Here is a 19,125-nt window from a genome sequence, read left to right on the forward strand (position 1 = left end):
GAGGGCCGACCGTGGATGATATCGGGTTACCGGGCCGCCGTCAGGGGAGGTACGTCTCGCCGTACATCAGGTGCCGGTCGACCCCGCGGGCCGCCTTCCGCCCCTCGTGAATCGCCCAGACGACGAGCGACTGGCCCCTCACCGCGTCTCCGGCGGCGAAGACCCCGGGAACGCTCGTCATCCTCTCGCCGTCGGTGACGACGTTGCCCCGCTCGTCGAGCCTGACCCCGAGCTCCTCCACCGGTCCCCGGCGCTCGGGGCCGAGGAAGCCGAGGGCGAGGAGGACGAGGTCTGCCGGAACGACCTGCTCGGTCCCCGGCAGCTCGTGGAGCTGCGGGCGGCCGTCCGGCGTCTTCCGCCACTCCACCTCGACCGTGTGGACCTCGCGCACGTGCCCCTCGGCGTCGCCGACGAAGCGCTTCGTCAGGACCGAGTACCGGCGGGGATCGGAGCCCTGGAGCGCCGCCGCCTCCTCCTGGCCGTAGTCGAGCCTGTAGAGCTTCGGCCACTGCGGCCACGGGTTGTCGGGAGCGCGCTGGTCCGGGGGCCGTCCGAGGATCTCGAGCTGGACGACGCCTCGCCGCCCCGTGGCGCAGGGCGGTGCCGACGCAGTCGGTCCCCGTGTCCCCGCCTCCGATGACGACGACGTTCTTCCCGGCGGCCGAGACGTAGAGGCCGTCGGCGTGCGCCGAGTCGAGAAGGCTGCGCGTGTTCGCGTGGAGGAACTCCATCGCGAGGTGGATCCCGGAGAGGCTCCGCCCCTCGATCGTCAGGTCCCGGGCGACCGTCGAGCCGATGCAGAGAACGGCGGCGTCGAAGTCCGTCAGGAGGCTCTGCGAGGGAACGTCCCGCCCGATCTCGACCCCGGTCACGAAGCGGATGCCCGCGCCGCCCATCAGCCGCACGCGGCGTTCGACGAGCCGCTTGTCGAGCTTCATGTTCGGGATGCCGTACATCAGGAGCCCGCCGATCCGGTCGGCGCGCTCGTAGACGGTGACGGTGTGCCCCGCCTTGTTCAGCTGCGCCGCGCAGGCGAGGCCCGCCGGGCCCGACCCGACCACCGCCACGCTCTTGCCCGTGCGCGTCGCCGGCGCCTCCGGCGAGATCCACCCCTCGTCGAAGGCGCGGTCCACGATGGCGCACTCGATCGCCTTGATCGTCACGGCGTCGTCGTTGAGCGCGAGCGTGCAGGAGCCCTCGCACGGGGCGGGACAGACGCGCCCCGTGAACTCGGGAAAGTTGTTCGTCTGGTGGAGGCGGATCGCCGCCTCGCGCCACTGCCCGCGGTAGACGAGGTCGTTCCAGTCGGGGATCAGGTTGTTGATCGGGCAGCCCGAGGCCATCCCGGCGATGAGCTTTCCCGTGTGGCAGAACGGCGTGCCGCAGTCCATGCAGCGGGCGCCCTGGCGCCGGAGAAGCTCCTCCGGGACGTCCGCGTGCGACTCGTCCCAGTCCTTCACCCGCTCGGCCGGGGGCCGCTGCGGGAGGCCCTCCCTCGGGAACTCGAGGAAACCGGTCGGCCTGCCCATCGTCAGCTCCCGCTCGCGCGGGTGTAGGCCCGCGCGTTCTCCGTGAACGCGGCCATGACGGCCTCGTCCTCGGACATTCCTTTCTCGCGCATGCGCGCCTGCGCCTCGAGGACGCGGCGGTAGTCGTTCGGCATCACGCGCACGAAGAGCGGGAGGAAGGTGCCCCACTCCTTCAGCATGACCGCCGCCCGCGCGCTCTTCGTCGCCGCGGCGTGGCGGTGGACGAGCTCCTTCAGCTCCGCCGCCTCGGCCTCGTCCTCCACCCGGCCGAGCCCGACCAACTCCGTGTTGCAGCGGTTTGCGAAGTCGCCCGCCTCGTCGAGGACGTACGCGACCCCTCCCGACATCCCGGCGGCGAAGTTGCGCCCCGCGGGGCCCAGAACGACGACGCGCCCGCCGGTCATGTACTCGCACCCGTGGTCGCCGATCCCCTCGACGACGGCCGTGACGCCCGAGTTGCGGACGCAGAACCGCTCTCCGGCCACGCCCCGGATGAAGGCCTCACCCGCGGTGGCCCCGTAGAAGGCGACGTTGCCGATGAGCACGTTCGCCTCGGCCACGAAGGTCGCCGCGGCCGGCGGCACCACGACGATGCGCCCTCCCGAGAGCCCCTTGCCGACGTAGTCGTTGGCGTCCCCCTCGAGGGAGAGCGTCATTCCGTGCGGAACGAACGCGCCGAAGCTCTGCCCGGCCGAGCCCTGGAAGCGGAGGCGGATCGTGTCGTCGGGGAGGCCCGCGGCGCCCCAGCGGCGCGTCACCTCGCTCCCGAGCATCGTCCCGACGACGCGGTTCCCGTTCCGGATCGGCAGCGTCGCGGTGACGGGCGTCCCGTGCTCGAGGGCGGGGCGGCAGAGCGGGATGAGCGTCGTGGCGTCGAGCGCCTCCTCGAGGCCGTGCTCCTGCGGGATGCGCTGCGTCCGCTTCACCTCGCGCGGCACGGTCGGCTTCCAGAGGATCCGCCCGAAGTCGAGCGTCCGCGCCTTCCAGTGGTCGACGGCGCGGCGCATCTCGAGACGCTCGCTGCGCCCCACCATCTTGTAGAACTCCCGGTAGCCGAGGTGCGCCATCAGCTCGCGCACCTCCATGGCCACGAAGCGCATGAAGTTCACGACGTGCTCCGGGTCCCCCGTGAACCGCCTGCGCAGCTCGGGGTCCTGCGTCGCCACCCCGACCGGACACGTGTTCAGGTGGCAGGCCCGCATCATCACGCAGCCCAGCGCCAGGAGCGGCGTCGTGGCGAAGCCGAACTCCTCCGCCCCGAGGAGCCCCGCGATGACGACGTCGCGCCCCGTCTTCAGCTGTCCGTCGGTCTCGAGCGTCACGCGGCTCCGGAGGTCGTTCAGGACGAGCGTCTGGTGAGCCTCGGCGAGGCCGATCTCCCACGGGATGCCGGCGTGGCGGATGCTCGTCAGCGGCGCGGCGCCCGTGCCGCCGTCGTAGCCGCTGATGAGGATGACGTCGGCGTGGGCCTTGGCGACCCCGGCGGCGATCGTCCCGACCCCGTTCTCCGAGACGAGCTTCACGCTGATGCGGGCGCCCGCGTTCGCGTTCTTCAGGTCGTGGATCAGCTGGGCGAGGTCCTCGATGGAGTAGATGTCGTGGTGGGGCGGCGGGGAGATGAGACCGACGCCTGGCGTCGCGTGCCGCACCTTCGCGATCCACGGGTAGACCTTCGGGCCGGGGAGCTGCCCCCCCTCGCCCGGCTTGGCGCCCTGGGCCATCTTGATCTGGATCTCGCGCGCCTCGACGAGGTACTGGCTCGTCACCCCGAACCGCCCCGAAGCCACCTGCTTGATCGCGCTGTTCTTCGAGTCGCCGCTCGCGTCGGCCTGGTAGCGCGCGGGGTCCTCTCCCCCCTCGCCCGTGTTGCTCTTCCCGCCGATCCGGTTCATCGCGACGGCGAGCGCCTCGTGCGCCTCCTGGCTGATCGAGCCGTACGACATCGCGCCCGTCTTGAAGCGCGCCAGGATGCTCTCGACCGGCTCGACCTCCTCGATCGGAACCGGTTTCGCCAGCGGCCGGAAGTCCATGAGGTCGCGGATCCGCACCGGGTGCTTCCCGTGCCGGTTCACGAGATCGCTGAACTGCTTCCAGGTCCTGGCGTCCCCGCTCCGGCACGCGCTCTGGAGGAGGTGGATCGCCACGGGCGAGTTCAGGTGCTCCTCGCCGTCCCGCCGGTACTGGTAGCGCCCTCCCGTCCCGAGCGTCGTGTGCTTCACCGGGCGCGAGGGGTAGGCGAAGTCGTGCCGGAGGCGCACCTCCTGCGCGATCGCCTTGATGCCGATGCCGCCGATCCGCGTCGGCGTGCCGCAGAAGTACTCGTCGACGAAGTCCTGCGAGAGCCCCAGCGCCTCGAACACCTGCGCGCCGTGGTAGCTCTGGACCGTCGAGATCCCCATCTTGGAGATGACCTTGACGATCCCCTTGTTGACGGCCTTGACGTACCTCTTCTCCGCGGCCTCCGGGTCGCCCGCGAGGAGCCCCTGCCGGATCTGGTCGTGGATCGTCTCGAACGCGAGATAGGGATTGATGGCGCTCGCGCCGTAGCCGATGAGGAGGCAGAAGTGGTGCACCTCGCGCGGCTCGCCCGACTCGAGGACGAGCCCCACGCGGGTCCGCGAGCCCTCGCGCAGCAGGTGGTGCTGCACCGACGACAGGGCCAGCAGCGCCGGTATCGGCGCATCGGTCGCGTCGTGGCCGCGGTCGGAGAGGATCAGGATGTTGTGCCCCTCGGCGATCGCCTCCGAGCAGCGCCGCCGCAGCTCCTCGATGGCTTTCCGGAGCCCTTTCCCCCCGTCCTTCACCTTGAAGAGGATCGGGAGCGAGATCGACCGGAAGCCGCGCGAGCCGGGGCCACCGGCCAGCGAGCGGATCTTCTCGAGCTCGACGTTCAGGAGGACGGGCGTCGGCAGCTCGAAGTGGAGCGCGGCCTCGGGCGTCGGCTCGAGGAGGTTCCCCTCGGGGCCGATCGCCGTGTCGACCGCCATGACGATCGCCTCGCGGTCCGCGTCGACCGGCGGGTTCGTCACCTGGGCGAAGAGCTGCTTGAAGTAGTCGGAGAGGAGCTGCGGCCCCTCCGACAGGACGGCGAGCGGAATGTCCGTCCCCATCGACCCGATCGGCTCCGTTCCCGCGGCCGCCATCGGGTTGACGATCATCCGCACGTCCTCGAGCGTGTAGCCGAACGTCTCCTGGCGCGTCAGGACGGTCTCGTGGTCGGGCTCGCGGACGCCGGGCGGGTCGGGCAGGTCCTTCAGGCGGACGAGGTGGTCCCGGAGCCACTCCCCGTAAGGGAAGGCCGCCGCGAGCGTCTCCTTGATCTCGCGGTCGGGGACGACCCTTCCCTCCGCGGTGTCGACGAGGAAGATCTGGCCCGGCTGCAGGCGTCCCTTCGCCTCGACCTTCTCCGGCGGGAAGTCGAGGACGCCGACCTCGGAGGCCATCACGACGAGGCCGTCCTTCGTGGAAACCCATCGCGAGGGCCGCAGGCCGTTGCGGTCGAGGATCGCGCCGATCCGCGTGCCGTCCGTGAAGGCGATGGAGGCCGGGCCGTCCCACGGCTCGAGGAAGCAGGAGTGGAACTCGTAGAACGCCTTCAGCTCGGCGCTCATCGACTCGTGCCGGCTCCACGGCTCCGGCACCATCATCATCAGCGCGTGCGGGAGCGAGCGGCCCGCGAGGACGAGCAGCTCGAGGACGTTGTCGAACATCGACGAGTCGGAGCCCTCGGTGTCGATCACGGGGAGGACCTTCTTCAGGTCGTCGCCGAAGAGCTTCGACTCGAACATCCGCTGCCGCGCCTGCATCCAGTTCACGTTCCCGCGCAGCGTGTTGATCTCGCCGTTGTGCGAGATGTAGCGGTACGGGTGCGAGCGCGACCAGCTTGGGAACGTGTTCGTCGAGAAGCGCGAGTGGACCATCGCGAGGCACGACGTGAACGCCTCCTCGGAGAGGTCGGGGTAGAAGGCCCCGAGCTGGTTGGCGTTCAGCATCCCCTTGTAGACGACGGTCCGCGCCGAGAGGCTCGCGAAGTAGAAGTTGTCGCGCCCCGCGAGGGCCGACCGCGAGACCGCCTTCTCCGCGAGACGGCGGATGACGAAGAGCTTTCTCTCGAAAGCGGCTCCCGCTTCCGTCCCGGCTCCCCGGCCCACGAGCACCTGCCGGATGACGGGCTGGCTCGCGCGCGCCGTCGCGCCGAGCGACCCGCTGTCGGTCGGGACGTCCCTCCAGCAGAGGACCCGCTGCCCTTCGGCTTCCACGATCTCCTCGAGCCTCTGCTGGCAGACCTGACGGCTCGCCGCCTCCACCGGGAGGAAGAGCATGCCGAGGCCGTAGTCGCCCGGCGGCGGCACCTCGGTGCTGCTCGCCTTCGCCCAGCGCGCCACGAACGCGTGCGGGATCTGCGTGAGGAGCCCTGCTCCGTCGCCGGTGTTCTTCTCGCTGCCGGTCGCCCCGCGGTGCTCGAGATTGCAGAGGACCTGCAGCGCCTTGCGGACGATGTCGTGGGAGGCGCGGGCCTTCACGTCGACGACGAATCCGAAGCCGCAGGCGTCGTGCTCGTTGGCCGGGTCGTAGAGGCCCTGGGGAGACGGGGGGCCGAAGGCTTTCATGTCCGTCCCGGGAGTCCTGTCAGCGGGAACCCTGGGCAGCCGCGCCAACCGCGCGCCGCTTCGTGGCGACCCATGTCAGACGTATCCATCGGGAAATGTTATCAAAGGTTGCCGCGCCGCAGCGAAAGCCCGCGATGCGCGGGGACGCTCCACCTCCGCTGGTATCTTCCGCGCGATGTCCCCAGCCCTCCTCTCCGCCCTCGAGGTGGCCAGCGTTGCCGCCCTCGTCGTCGCCGTCTTCCGGCTCTCCCGCCAGTCGAGGCTCATCGCCCACATCCGCTTCGCCCTCGCCGGCCTCGGCCTCCTCGGCGCGCTCCTCCTCGTCGAGAGCCAGCTCAGCCATCCCGGGAAGGAAGCGTTCACGAAGGCGACGCTCGCGGTCATCGTCGTCCTCGGCGCCTACGTCCTCCTCCAGATCGCCGACCACGTCGTCTGGGAGAAGCTCCTCAAGCCCCGGCACATCTCCGCGCCGCGCCTCCTCTTCGACGTCGTCAACGCGCTCGTCCTGGCCGGCGTCGCCCTGACGCTCCTGAAGGTCCTCTACTCCTTCAACCTCACCGGCCTCCTCGTCACGTCGACCGTCCTCTCGGCCATCCTCGGCCTTTCCCTGCAGGACGTCCTCTCGAGCGTCATGGCGGGCATCGCGCTCCAGATGGAGGGCCCGATCGCGCCCAGGGACTGGGTCCGCGTGGGAGACAAGGAGGGCGAGGTCGTCCAGATGAACTGGAGGACGATCACCCTCCGGTCGCGCGACGGCCACCACGTCGTCCTTCCCAACGCCCGCGTCGCCCGCGAGGACATCGCCAACTACTCGCGTCCCGGTCCCGCGGTGATGCTCCACGCCACGATCGGCGTCGCGTACGCCCATCCGCCTGCAGAGGTGAAGACCGTCCTGGAGAGCGCCCTCGCGGCGGTTCCCGGCATCTCGGCCAACCCGCCCGTCGAGGCCCTCGTCGCGCGCTTCGCCGACTCGGCCGTCGAGTACGACCTTCGTTTCTGGACCGGCGATCTCGCCGGCGTCGCCGGCATCCGCGACGCGGCTCTCTCACGCGCCTGGTACGCCCTCCGGCGCGCGGGACTCGAGATTCCGTTCCCGCAAAGAGAGGTGGCGCTCCACCACGTCTCCGAGAACCGGGACGACGAGCGTCTCGAGAGGCGGCGCACCCAGAGCTTCGAGGCCCTCCGGAACGTCGAGACGTTCCAGCCACTCACCGACGAGCAGGTCTCCGGCCTCGCCCGCCATGCGCGCCTCGAGCGCTACACGGCCGGCGAGGCGCTCGTCCGCCAGGGCGAGGCGGGGCGCTCGCTCTTTGTCGTCCGCGCCGGCGACGTCCGCGTCGAGCGGACCGACGGCGCCTTCACCCGCGACCTCGCGCGGCTCGGGCCGGGGAGCTTCTTCGGTGAGATGAGCCTCCTGACCGGCGAGCCCCGCTCGGCCTCCGTCGTCGCCCTCGGCGAGGTCGAGGTCGTCGTCGTCGAGAAGGACGCCTTCTCCACCCTCCTCCACGACGACGGACACCTCGCCCGGGCCCTCTCCGAGGCGCTCGAGGAGCGCTCGCGGTCGCAGTCACGCGTGGAGGCGCCGGCCGCGGGCGCGGTCGGACCACAGGTGATCACCGAAGGCCTGCTGGACCGGATACAGCGGTTCTTCGGGCTGGAGGGGTAGGAGGCTGCTGAACAACTCCCGGGTTCGCCCGAACCGCTATCATCCGGGCACCATGGGCGAGCTGCCGCGCATCACCCTCAACCCCAAGGTCATGGGAGGAAAGCCGTGCATCCGCGGGATGCGCGTCACGGTGAGCACAGTGGTCGGGCTCGTCGCGACCGAGCATTCGCACGCCGAAATCCTGGACCTCTATCCCTACCTGGAGGAGGAGGACATCCTCCAGGCGCTGCAATACGCCGCCTGGCGTGCCGGTGAGGTCGAGATTCCCCTCGCCTCGGCGTGAAGCTCCTCCTCGACATGAACCTCTCCCCCCGATGGGCGGAGGTCCTTCGACAGGCTGGCCACGACGCCGGGCATTGGTCCGTCGTCGGCCCGGCCGAGGCCGAGGACGGGGAGTTGATGGCCTGGGCGCGGACCCACGGATTCGTCGTCCTGACGAATGACCTGGACTTCGGCGCGATCCTGGCCGCCCCGCAAGCTGAGGGCCCGAGCGTGCTCCAGATCCGGACCGAGGCCGTTTCCCCCCGCTGCCTCGGAGTGCGGCTCCTCCGGGCGCTCGAGCGATTCGAACGAGACCTTCTGGCGGGGGCCCTGATCACGGTGGACGAACGCAAGGAGCGAGCCCGGCTGCTGCCGATCCGGCTGGGAGGCGCGGAGCCTGCGAGCTGAAGCTCTCTGATTCGCGCCGCGAACAGACTCCGAACTCCTAGGGCATCCTCCCTCGATGCCCCGCCTCGTCCCCTGTGACTCCTCGCACGCCTGCCCCTCCGATCTCGAGACCCGCGCGCTTTCGGCGGTGATGGGGAGGGGCCGCCTCGCGGACTTCTTCATGACGGCCCTTCGCCGCGCGAACCAGCTCTTCGGCGCGGCGTTGCTCCTTCAGGTCGCCGAGCTGCGGCGAGCGGGCGACCCGGTCGAGCGCTCCTTCGCCCGGGCCAAGGAGCTGGAGCTTCAGCTCTCGTTCGCCTGGCAGACGATCGACATCCTCCTGGAGCGCCTGAGCCGGGTCCCTCCCGCTCATCGCCCGCACTACCGGAAGGCCGACCGCGGGCGGATCCTCCAGCACAAGGACGTCTTTCACCTCTCCTGCCGCGAGGTGGCACGGCTCTACGCCGTGACACGTTCGACGATCCACCGCTGGGTCGTCGACTCCGTCGCTCCGAAGAGACCCGACCGGCCGCTCGTGGCTCCGGCGCCGCCCGACCGGACGTACGCCGCACTCGTCCGCCAGCAGGTGCTCAACATGGCGATGGCCGGCTTCGGCGGCTCGTTGCGAATCGCCCAGACGCTGGCGCTCGAGGGAATCCGGCTCTCTCGGAGCACGGTGCGCCGCTGGACGAAGGACACTATGCCGGAGCCAGCGGCTCCGCGATGTGCTTCGTCGATCACCGCTGTGGAAATCGCCTCTGGTGACCGGGCGACCACCACCAGAGAAGCTGCGAAGGGGCCGAGCCTCGTCGAGCGCGCTGTCCGCGCCAAGCGCCCCAACCACGTCCTCATGGTCGACGTCACTGTGATCAAGGCCCTGATGGGGCTCCTCCACTTCCGCCTCGCCGTCGTCATCGACGTCTTCTCGAGATTCCCCCTCGCCTGGCGCCTCTTCGACAGCGAGCCCTCAGCCGAGGAGATGGCCTCCGTTCTCGACGAGGCCGTCGCTCGAGCCAGGCGGTTCCACCCAAGCCTCTCCCTCGCCCACTTCGTCACCGACAAGGGTGCCTGCTTCACGGCCGCCGAGTTCCAGGAGACGGTCGCACGACACGGAATGAAGGCGCGATTCGGAGCCGTTGGACGGCACGGCTCCATCGCCTTCATCGAACGACTCTGGCGCGGGCTGAAGGACCTTCTCAACCTCCGGTTGGATCGAAGGCTCCTGCGAGAGGACCTCGAGCCGCGGATCGGGCTCGGGCTCTTCTACTACTCGGTCCTGAAGCCGCACCAGGGGCTCGGCGGCGCGACGCCGGCGCAGATCTACTTCCAGAAGGAGCCCGCGCGCTTTTCGACGGTGCCGCCACCGAGGGAGATCGACCCGATCCCGCCGCCGGCGTTCGTCATCCGTCATCTCGACGCCGCCCGGCGCCTGCCTGTTCTGTTCCGGAAGGCCGCGTAGGGCCGAGCGCCGCGAGAGGCTCGCGGCGCTCGGGGCGTTCACCAGGGCAAGGCAAGTCCGAAAACCGGCCGTTGTCGGCGACGGAGGAGGTGTTTACCGGTGTCGCGTCGTTCCTCCGTTACCGCCTTGCCCCTGCCCTTGGCGGCTCTCTTCGGAGCCGTCCCGGAGGCCAATGGACTAGGAGCAGGCGGGGCAGGCGGGCGGCCGGCCGCGGCGGGCGGCGGGTGCCTGGCGCGACGGTCGCCCGCGCCGAAGGCGTGCCCGAGGACCGCAAGGCGCCGGAGCGAGCAGGCGAGCGAAGGCGACGCGGACCGCAGGGGACGCCGCAGGTGCGTGCGCGAGCGGCGTGTCCAGGCGTTGGAAGACCGCGCGAAGCGCGCTCCTTACGACCGCGCCGGTTAAACATAGTCGCTGTCGATTATGTTGAAGGTCGCGCGCAGCGCGACCCGGAGGGGGCCGGGGTGCCCCCGCGAAACGAAGTGGAGCGGGACATCAACGACCCGGGTCCGATAGCCGCGGCTATCGGACAGCGGCCCTGACGCGACGCGAAACGAAGGCGACGCTTCGCCGCAGTTGCGCGGCGCGGCAGGGTTGCGAGGCGCGTGACGGGACGGGGAAATTGGGGCCCCGCCCGGCGCGCGCCTCGCAGAGCGCCCGGTTCCTTCACCCCGGCCCCCGGAGCCGGCGCGGGCGCTCCCGGTCCCACGGCGCCCACTGGCGCCGTGCGGTGCTCCGCTCCGGTCGGGCTCTTCCCGCCTTCGTCGCCCTGGTGACGAGTCAGCTACGACGCAAAGACATGAAATCACGACGGGTCCCCTACCGGTGCGCGAATCTCTGAAGTCACTTGCTCCTCGGTGACATCTGCTCTCGGAGCTTCTCCTGCTCTCGCTCGTGTGCGAGGAAGCCCGCCGACTCGTAGGTGAAGAGAATCCGCGCGGGGTAGCCATTGTCGATCAGTTCCTTCGTGACCTCCGGGGTCCAGGTCGTCCGCCGGACGAGGACGGTCTCCACGTCGCCGCTAAGCCGTTCCGGCGTGCGGTTGAGAAGGTAGACGCGGACGTTCTCGGCACCTCCGGCCATCTGCGCCAGGCGCTTCCAGCCCGTGTTGATGCCGGCGGGGCCGGCGGACTCCAATGCGCGCGCCTGCTGGCCGGTGTCGCTCACCGGCATGTAGCACGCCTGACCCCGGGAATACTGATAGGTCTCGGAATACGCCTCCGGTGTTTCGCCGGTCTCGCGGCCCGGCATCTGCCTGACGGCGATCCGCTTCGGACCGGCTGCCTTCTTTTCCACCGCAAGCTCGGAGTAGGAGAACGTCAATAGGGTTGTTCCGTCCTTCCCGGAGAGCACGGTGTTTGCGTCGCCATAGTCAGGCGTATCCGCCTCAAACACGAAGTCGCGGTAGCCGTCCCCGTCGAGATCCTCCTCGATGTCCGTGACCAGCCGACCGGGGGCATCGCCAGCCCACAAGCACTCGACGCTCGTTCTTCCGCCCGATCGGTCGAGCCGTACCTTGAAAGCCCGATACCTCGGCGGTCGGCCATCGAGTGAAGGGGGAAGCGCGGCGAGCGTCAACAGCACTTCCCGACCCTCCTTCGGAAGCCAGTAATAGCTGACGCCAATCCGACTGACCACTTGCCTCCCTGAGCCCTCGCGAATCGGGAGCTGGGCGACCAGAGCTCTCTCCATGTCCCCGACCTGTGCGGCCGAGAGGAATCCCTGCGTGGTCGGATCCAGCGGCTGCGCCGAGACCGACACCGCGCCTCGCTCCTTGAACCACGAGGGGCCGACTACCCACACGTCAGGCTGGGGCGTTTCCACCTCCAAGCCGGCGTCGAGGAGAAAGGCCTTTAGCGTCGACAGCGGGTCCTCCCCCCGCCACTCGTTGGCCTCAAGGGCTTTCTCAGTCATTCCTTCGCCGAAATAGAACGCCGTAGTCCCCTTCGCCTCTGCGAGGTAGTCCACGACCGGGTTGACCCAAGCATGTGCACTCACTCGAGAGAAGCCTTCGGCCGGCTTCGCGCGCACGAAGTACCCTCTCTCGTCCCGCCCTACCTGAAAGAGCCCGGTATCTGGATACGGGCAGCGGGACGCGGCAGGACCGCTCGTGACCAAGAGAACAAGTACTCCGATACCGGACCATGCGTGTCTCATTGCTGCCCCCTCACGGATTGAGCCGTGGCACGAAGGAATCGACGAGTGGAGGTTCCGAGGATCCGTCCTGATAGACGATTCCGAACAGGATCTTGTTGCCGTAGGCACATGGTCCCTCGCCGCCAGTGTTGAACCTGCAGAAGCGTCGGCTCCAGTTGTTTCTCCACGTACACTCATTGCGCTTGTGGGCGCAGTCCGGGTCCTGGTCCTCTGAGATAACTCGCGCCCTGACGTCAATCGCCGCGCCCAACGGGACGCAGTTCGCCGGATTGAAGAGCGTGTCGAGAGGGTTCTGTGTCATCGGATCGTAGTACGTCGTTCTAAGGAACTGAGCGTCAGATTCAGAGAACACCGCTGGGTTCTCGTACTTGTCGCGCACGTCGTCGGGAAGGACCTGCAGCAGTCCGTAGCTCGCCGCGCCAAACCACTGGCCCTGCACCTCGAAGGACGGATCCCGTTTGATCAGGGTGAAGAGGTTGGAGTCCCAGAACGTCTCGCCCCATCGTTCGAGAGAGTTCCCGGCGAGGGGGTTCGTCCCTCGCTGGATCGCCCACTGGCGGATCGTCGTGCTGACTGAAGCCGGGGGCCTTACGTGCGCCAATGGGTTCTTCAGTCGGATCTTGTCGACCGCGTCTTGTTGATGCTGGGCGTCACCAATCAGACTGCCGAACGTACCAGGAGGAGGCAGATTCCGAAGGACTTTGACACGCCGGAAGCTAACGACCTGCTGCCCGACCGGCGGCAGGCCGAAACGCAATGTACCTGCGTCCCCGTCAACGCAGAACTCGCTGAGGGATAGCGCGTCGCTGGCACAATCGGCTAAGAGGTCCTGAGCGAACTCGCGGAGAACCGCACCGGGTGGCCGAATGTCGACCCCGAGTTGTATCTTGTCGCCGTTCAATCCAGCTACCTGGTAGGACGTTGAACTGCCGTCGGCGACGAAGGTGAAGGTCTCGATCTCCGGAGGCTCTTGCCCAGGGATGCGTGCCACCCCGCGAGTCAGACTGTCCGTCGGCGCGTTCTGGCTCGGCAGAAACTCGGCGACAGTGCCGCGCCTGATGCCGAGTTTCGAGAAGGCCGCAGCCGGGGAATAGAGCCGGCGCACGCCACCGACGGCCGTCTCATGCCAGTCGCCGACGAGTTGCTTGAAGTCTCGACTAGATGCCTCGTATCGGTAGGTGTACGGATTGAAACCCGACTCGGCATACATTTGCGCCGCCAGATAGTGAGGAGGAATGCCGTGGCGATCGGCAGTGTCGATGATCAGCTTCTTCAGATCTACAGGAACGCCTTCGTAGTCTCGGAAGATCTCGGTATGCGAGCCCAGTGCCGCCGGCCGCGCGATCCTGACTCCGACCGAGGCCTTCACGTTTCCCGGTGCAACCGCCGTCACCACGAGTTTGGTGGCGGGTATCGTTCCTTCACCCGTAGAGATCCTGATCCCACGGAGAAACGCCTGACCTGGTGTTTGCCCCTCTGCGGGTTCGATCTCGATCCGGGCGATCTGCCCCGTTCCTTCCTGCGCTGCTGCGGGCGGGTCGATGCTCCAGGTGACGGGTGGCGAGGGATCCAGTCTTTCCCCGAGGATCGGTCCCACGAAGGACGGATCCGCCAGGAAGTAGTAGGGCGTGCCGTCGCCGAACTTCGTCCCCTGGTACAGAGTGAGGGCGACTCGGAGACCAGACGGGATCGTCGGCGTGTTCAAGAACCTGGTGACGTTGATCGCCACCCTCCTCGACGGGAGTCTCTTGATGGCTTCGACCTTCTCGTCTTTAGCCTTGATGCGCACTCTCTTCGTTGATGTGCCAGTCACGGCTAGGCGCCGACTCGCAGGTGCAGCCCCGGATGGGGAGGCTCCTGGCGGATAGAGCTCAACTGGCTCCGACATGAAGGTACTCGAGCGACCCAGGCGCGTCATGGCGATCTCTTCCGCTCGATCGAAGGGACTGTCACCGTCGTAGGTCTCGAGATCGATAACGAATGAGTTCGCAGTCTCGTCAGGATCGACGATGCGGACATAAGCGGCGGTGGGGGCCGCGACATCGATCGGAGTGACGAGTCGGAAATCCGAATCCAGGATCTCCCCGCTCATCACCGTACACAGAGCAAACCCGCCCTGGAATTGCCCCTCCGGCGTGTCATCCAGGTGCAGCGGCGACTGGTCGCGGATCTTCACGTCCTTATCCAGAGACTCCACGTACACATAGTAGGTTCCCGGGGCGACGGGCGCCTTCGTCAGTTCGAGGCCGAGGTAGCCGGTGGCATCGGGAGACGGCGGGTCTCCGCTGCCGACCACGCCCGGGTTCATGGCCAGCTCCGCGATGACTCCGTTCGTGCTCTCCCGCGGCGCCGCCGGGCAGGCCCACTCCGGGGCCGTCGGGTTCCCCTCGTGATCGAACCTCGGGCAGAGGTGCACCTTGAAGCCCGCGGCCGTCTGGACGTTGCCGTTGACGTCGACGAGCTTCATCGTCAGCTTCGGTCTCGAAGCGACGTCGAGGTGAGGGTTGGGCGCAGGGACGACAGGCCTCTCCACCCAGCCCGTCCCCTGCCACTCCCACGGGTGGTGCGGTGCCCTGAAGATCTCTTCTGCCGACGGGGATTCCTTGCCCGTCACCAGGACGAGGGCGAGCCGCCGAGGTGAGTCGAAGCTCCTTCCCGGGACGGCCCCGAAGGCCGGAGGGCCCACTTTGGGGAGCGCACCGTTTTCAGCGTCCGCCCCCGGCGAGACCGACATCGGGAACTCCCCGTCGTCCAGGCCGTAGCGGGCCTCGTAACGGTCGTAGAACTTCAGGTGGGTCTGGTTTCCCCCCTGAAGGTCGATCAGCGTCTGTTTGATGACCTCTCCTGCCGTCCAGTCGGGCTCATTCGCCGCGTAGGGGACGACGAGCAGGACCGGGAAAGCCCCCTGAGGCATCTGGTCTGTCGCGTCGGCCCACCACTTCAACTGGAGCGCATAGGCCCGGAAGTCGGGTCCCGTGGTCTCCTGGAAGGGCAGGCCCACGGTCATCTGGGCGGGCACGTTGCGGGTCACCGTGTCCCGGTAGCCCCAGACGATGTTTTGGTACTTGTCGACGAGGGTGTAGGCGTTGTAGCTCGTCAGAGAGACCGCTCGCCTTCCCAGCTGCGAGTCGTGGTAGGTGTAGAAGCCGTTCCACCACTCCCAGCCGTCGTCCTGCAGGCTGCCGTCCCAGTCGACGAGCTCGAGCGGCTTGCCCGGGAGGGGCCGGAGGGGGAAGGCCTTGCGGCTGATGACGGTGGAATCGGTGGTGACGACTTCGGCCGTGACGTCGAGGAGCTCCGCCACGCCCCAGACCGGCTTGACCTGCCCCGGGTGATCCGGATCGGGCTCCACGCCTGGCAGGACCGAGAGGGTGCCGAGGCGGTATTCGATGAGATCGTTTTCGATGACGGTTCCCTGGGCATCGCGGTCGTGCCAGACCAGGAAAGCGGTCTTGCACTGACGCCGGGCGCCGTTGGGGTCGAGGATGAGCATTCCCGTGCGTGAGATCGGCCCGGCGACCGAGAGGCGCAAAAGCACCGGGTGCGGCGGCGTGTTGCCGTCGCGGTCCCTGACGTCGATCTTCAGGTGGACGGTCTTCTCGATCCGGTAGCCTTCGATTCCCTTCTCGCCGATGGGAACGCCCCCCTCAGGCTTGCCGGGTGACACGTCCGCGAGCGTCACGGTGAAGGGCGCCTTGACCTCCGAGGCGGCCACCGCCTCGAACCGGAAGAGCTTCAGCTCGGTGCAGGTCGACGCGACCGCCTGCTCGACCGGAGGCAGGGGCCGCGGGGTGGCGCGCTCCTCGAGTTCCGGAGCGGGGGCCGCCTTGGTACCGAGCACCTTCGTGGCGCCGGTTCCGGTCTTCCACTCGGTTCTGGGGCGCGAGGGGTGGGCCGGCTGGAAGGCACGGACGGGGCCGAGGTCGAGGGACAGGTTTCCGTCGGGGTCGACGTCGCGCACCGCGTAGGTGTGATGCTCGAGCGGCTGGTAGCTCGGGAGGCCCTCGAGGGCGGTCTGGAAGAGCGCTTCGGCCGCAGGGTCTTCCGAGAGAGAGTTGATGATGCCGTTAACGTCGAGGAGATTGGGACGGATATCGACGGCGCCGGGTGTCGTGGCTCGCACCGTGCACTGGGCGAGGCCGTCGACCGCTGTGAAGGTGCTCTGTCCTTCGAGCCACTCGACGTGGCCCGCCACGGGGTCGGGGTAGGAGGGGATGAAGGAGATGCCGGCGCCGGAGAGCGGGTATCCCCTCGGATCGAGAGCAGCGAGGGTGAGGCGGGCACTCTGCCCCACAGGCGCCGTGATGCCACGGCCCGAGAAGGCGATAACCCGCTGGTCGAGCGGGACGCTCCCCGGAGGGGTCAGCGTGTACGAAAGCCGGTAGCCGCCGTGCCCGCGGCTCGTGCTCGCCGCGATGAGCCACATCCCCGTCTGTCGGAGGACGACGTCGGTGATCTCTGCATTGAGGTCGGTGGCGCGGGCGACGTCCTGGCGCCCTTCGTTCTCGTAGACGAAGCCGTCGGGCGCGATGAGGGCCACCTGCGGGTCGAGGCTGTCGGGGTGCTCCCACGGGAGCGAGGCGTCGGCCCGCTCGAGGCGGACGGAGACCCGCGTCCCGGCGGCGGCGACGAGGTAGTAGAGGTTGAAGTCGTTCGTGGCGCCCGACGTGTCGCCGTTCTCGACGAAGGTACCGGTGACCGTCTGGCCCGAGGTGATGGGCCGGGCCAGGCCGTGCTGCTCGGGGGCGAGGGCGGGAACGACCGGGGCGGGGTCGTCGAGAAGAAGCCAGCGAGCCTCGGAAGAGAGGGTTCCGGCGGCGGTCTTCGCCCGGACAGTGTAGTAGCCGGGGGAGAGCGAGGCCGGGACCGTGAAGACGATCCGGTTCCCGCTCTCGGGGCCGTTCTGGAGGACCACTGTCGCGTCCGAGGCGTCTACGGCGGGACAGGCTCCAACCGGCTCGTCACACAGGGGCACGTCGGGGGCCGCAAGGGAGTAGACGGGGCCGGAGAGCTGAATCGTGTTGCTCGGCAGGAAGTCGCGGCCGTACAGCGTGACGCCTCCCGCGCCGGCCACGACGCGACCGGGCGCGAGAGGAGAGAGGCGCCACGTCTGGGGCTCTAGGGGCAGCGTCTTCGTGAGAGACACGGAGCCGTACGTCGCAGTGAGGACGACGTCGGTGGCCGTGGAGACGGCGACGGTCGTGACGGGGAACGATGCCGAGTAGTTCCCCTCGAGAATCAGCACGGACGGAGGAACGGTCGCCGCTGTTCCCGCGACCGAGAGCGCGACGAGGATGCCGCCTGCGGGCGCTGTTCCGTGGAGCGAGACGCTCGCCGAGGTCCGGAATCCACCTTCGACGGGAGATCCTCCGCCAACGAGATCGAGCGAACTCAGGCTGGACGCTCGGACGGTCAGCGTCACCTCCGCCACTTCCGTTCCCAGTGAGGCTCGAACGACGGCGCTGGTCGTCGAGACCACGGGGATAGCCGTCACCGTGAAGCCTCTGGAGCTCATACCCTGCGGAACCGTGACCGAGGCGGGTACGGAGAGGACGCCCGACGGCGAGGTCAGCGCGACAACGGTGCCACCCGCCGGCGCCGGGCTGCCCGGAAGCGAGACCTGGCACGACGCCTCCTCCCCGCCGAGGAGCTCTGCGGGAATGCAGGCGAGACCGAGGCCGGACGGTGTCACGAGGAGGCTCCCACCTCTCTGCTGCGCCCCGACGATCGGGGAGCCGGACAGCATCGTCACGCGCCCGAGAATCGACCCGGTCGCCGGCTGCGAGACGGAAGTCGTCGCGATCGGAAACGTCGCAGTCGACTCCCCGGGAGCGACGGTGACCGAGGCGGGAAGGGTGATCGCAGGTAACGTGCTTTCCAGTGTGACGGTGGTCTGTCCGGTCGGATACGCGGGACCCATCAGAACCACCGTTGCCGTCGCGCTGCCTCCCCCGACGACGGCCGTCGGGGAGATGTCGATCCGATCGACATCCGGGCGGAAGGCGCTTATCGAGCGCTCACCCCACCCCCCGGCCCACAGGCCTTTCAGCGTGGCACTCAGGTAGTTGCCGAAGAAGGGACCGATCGTGAGAGGGAAGGTGACGCTCGTCTGCCCCTGCGGCACGGTTGCGGACGCGGGCACCGAGAAGAGGCCGGAATACGAGGACGTCAGCGCAACGACGGCTCCTCCGGCCGGAGCCGGGCCCGTACTGAGTGAGACCGTGCACGTAGCCGTCGTCGCCCCTGTCAGGCCGTTGGGACAGCTGATCGAGAGTGTCTCGGGGACGACATCGATGGAGGTCCTCTTCGTCACGCCGCCGTAGAAGAAGGCATAGGTGACGGTCGTCGGAGCCCCGACCGCAGGGAGGGTGACCTCGAAAGAGCCTCCGGAACCGGTCTGCCCTCCCGGTATCGAGAGTGCTCGCCAGCTCGTGCCGGAAAGACCCTGCGTCACGAGGGTCATCGACACCCGGGCACCACCCGGAGGAGCCGGACCCGCAAGGACTGGTCGGACATGCACCTTTCCCCCGGAAACCACTGTCGGCTGCAGGAACGACACGGAGGAGAGAGCCGGCCGGGGATTTGGGTCGAGGATGAGATCCGAGAGGTACGGGACGGAAAGGCAATCCACCGGGTAGAACCCCATGAAGGTGAGGTCCTCCGTCCATGCGGGATAGCCCGCCTTGGAGAACGTCATCCGATAACGGGAGAGGTGCGACGGGAGAGACACCGTGTACTCCCCGGCGGCGTTCGTCACGTAGGTGGCGTCGTAACCCTCGAGGACGCCTGTCGCCCCTTCGATCGGGGCTCCCTGAGGCGTGATGACCGTACCGACGGCCGTGCAGGCGCCGCCGACCGTCCTCTTCAGGCGGATCGCTCCGAGATCGACCGCCTGCCCGGGAGAGAGGGACTGCGGAGTGGACGAGGTGGCGGCAAAGCCCTGCCTCGAAACGGTGACCGACGCCGTTCCGGGCGGCGCGTAGAGGTGAAAGGCACCTTCGAGGCCGGTAAGGAACTGGCCGACTCCAGGCCCCGCCGGTCCCTCCGTCCGGCGTTCCC

10 protein-coding genes and 1 pseudogene are annotated in these 19,125 nt (G+C 68.5%); 7 read left to right on the forward strand and 4 right to left on the reverse strand.

Annotated features, from left to right (window positions below; translation table 11 throughout):
- Positions 1-40: 40 nt before the first annotated feature.
- Together IPN03_15110 and gltB are read right to left on the reverse strand one after the other, a co-directional pair.
- A pseudogene (locus IPN03_15110) lies at positions 41-1,529 on the reverse strand (glutamate synthase subunit beta).
- A gap of 2 nt (positions 1,530-1,531) precedes the next feature.
- Positions 1,532-6,139, reverse strand: coding sequence for a glutamate synthase large subunit (gltB, locus tag IPN03_15115; protein MBK9375010.1), 4,608 nt, complete (start codon positions 6,137-6,139; stop codon positions 1,532-1,534).
- Positions 6,140-6,314: 175 nt separating this feature from the next.
- On the opposite strand from gltB, the gene IPN03_15120 reads away from it, so the two are divergent.
- From IPN03_15120 to IPN03_15135, 4 genes are read left to right on the forward strand one after another with little or no spacing between them, the layout of a single operon-like run.
- On the forward strand, positions 6,315-7,805 hold the full coding sequence (locus IPN03_15120; protein MBK9375011.1) for a mechanosensitive ion channel family protein: 1,491 nt from the start codon (positions 6,315-6,317) through the stop codon (positions 7,803-7,805).
- A 52-nt stretch (positions 7,806-7,857) separates the two neighbouring features.
- Positions 7,858-8,088, forward strand: coding sequence for a DUF433 domain-containing protein (locus IPN03_15125; protein MBK9375012.1), 231 nt, complete (start codon positions 7,858-7,860; stop codon positions 8,086-8,088).
- Positions 8,085-8,474 (forward strand): DUF5615 family PIN-like protein, encoded by a 390-nt coding sequence (locus IPN03_15130; GenBank protein ID MBK9375013.1) that lies wholly within the window; start codon positions 8,085-8,087, stop codon positions 8,472-8,474. The genes IPN03_15125 and IPN03_15130 overlap by 4 nt, the downstream gene beginning before the upstream one ends.
- Before the next feature lie 55 nt (positions 8,475-8,529).
- Entirely contained in the window at positions 8,530-9,912 is a 1,383-nt protein-coding gene (locus tag IPN03_15135) for a DDE-type integrase/transposase/recombinase (protein ID MBK9375014.1), read from the forward strand.
- An 840-nt stretch (positions 9,913-10,752) separates the two neighbouring features.
- Here the strand turns inward: IPN03_15135 and IPN03_15140 are convergent.
- Complete coding sequence (locus tag IPN03_15140; protein ID MBK9375015.1) at positions 10,753-11,877, reverse strand: hypothetical protein; 1,125 nt, start codon at positions 11,875-11,877, stop codon at positions 10,753-10,755.
- Positions 11,878-12,076: 199 nt separating this feature from the next.
- Positions 12,077-16,606: a hypothetical protein gene (locus tag IPN03_15145; GenBank protein MBK9375016.1), complete on the reverse strand. Its 4,530-nt coding sequence runs from the start codon at positions 16,604-16,606 to the stop codon at positions 12,077-12,079.
- 754 nt (positions 16,607-17,360) lie between these two features.
- Between IPN03_15145 and IPN03_15150 the strand changes: the two genes are divergently transcribed.
- From IPN03_15150 to IPN03_15160, 3 genes are all read left to right on the forward strand, one after another.
- Positions 17,361-18,131 carry a hypothetical protein gene (locus tag IPN03_15150; protein ID MBK9375017.1) on the forward strand — a complete coding sequence of 257 codons (771 nt, stop codon included), beginning with the start codon at positions 17,361-17,363 and terminating at the stop codon, positions 18,129-18,131.
- A 21-nt stretch (positions 18,132-18,152) separates the two neighbouring features.
- Positions 18,153-18,389 carry a hypothetical protein gene (locus tag IPN03_15155; protein MBK9375018.1) on the forward strand — a complete coding sequence of 79 codons (237 nt, stop codon included), beginning with the start codon at positions 18,153-18,155 and terminating at the stop codon, positions 18,387-18,389.
- A 498-nt stretch (positions 18,390-18,887) separates the two neighbouring features.
- A complete protein-coding gene (locus IPN03_15160) occupies positions 18,888-19,049 on the forward strand; it encodes a hypothetical protein (GenBank protein ID MBK9375019.1) in 162 nt (53 codons plus the stop codon).
- Positions 19,050-19,125 lie beyond the last annotated feature (76 nt).

Source organism: Holophagales bacterium (genome assembly GCA_016719485.1).
GTDB lineage: Bacteria > Acidobacteriota > Thermoanaerobaculia > UBA5066 > UBA5066 > UBA5066.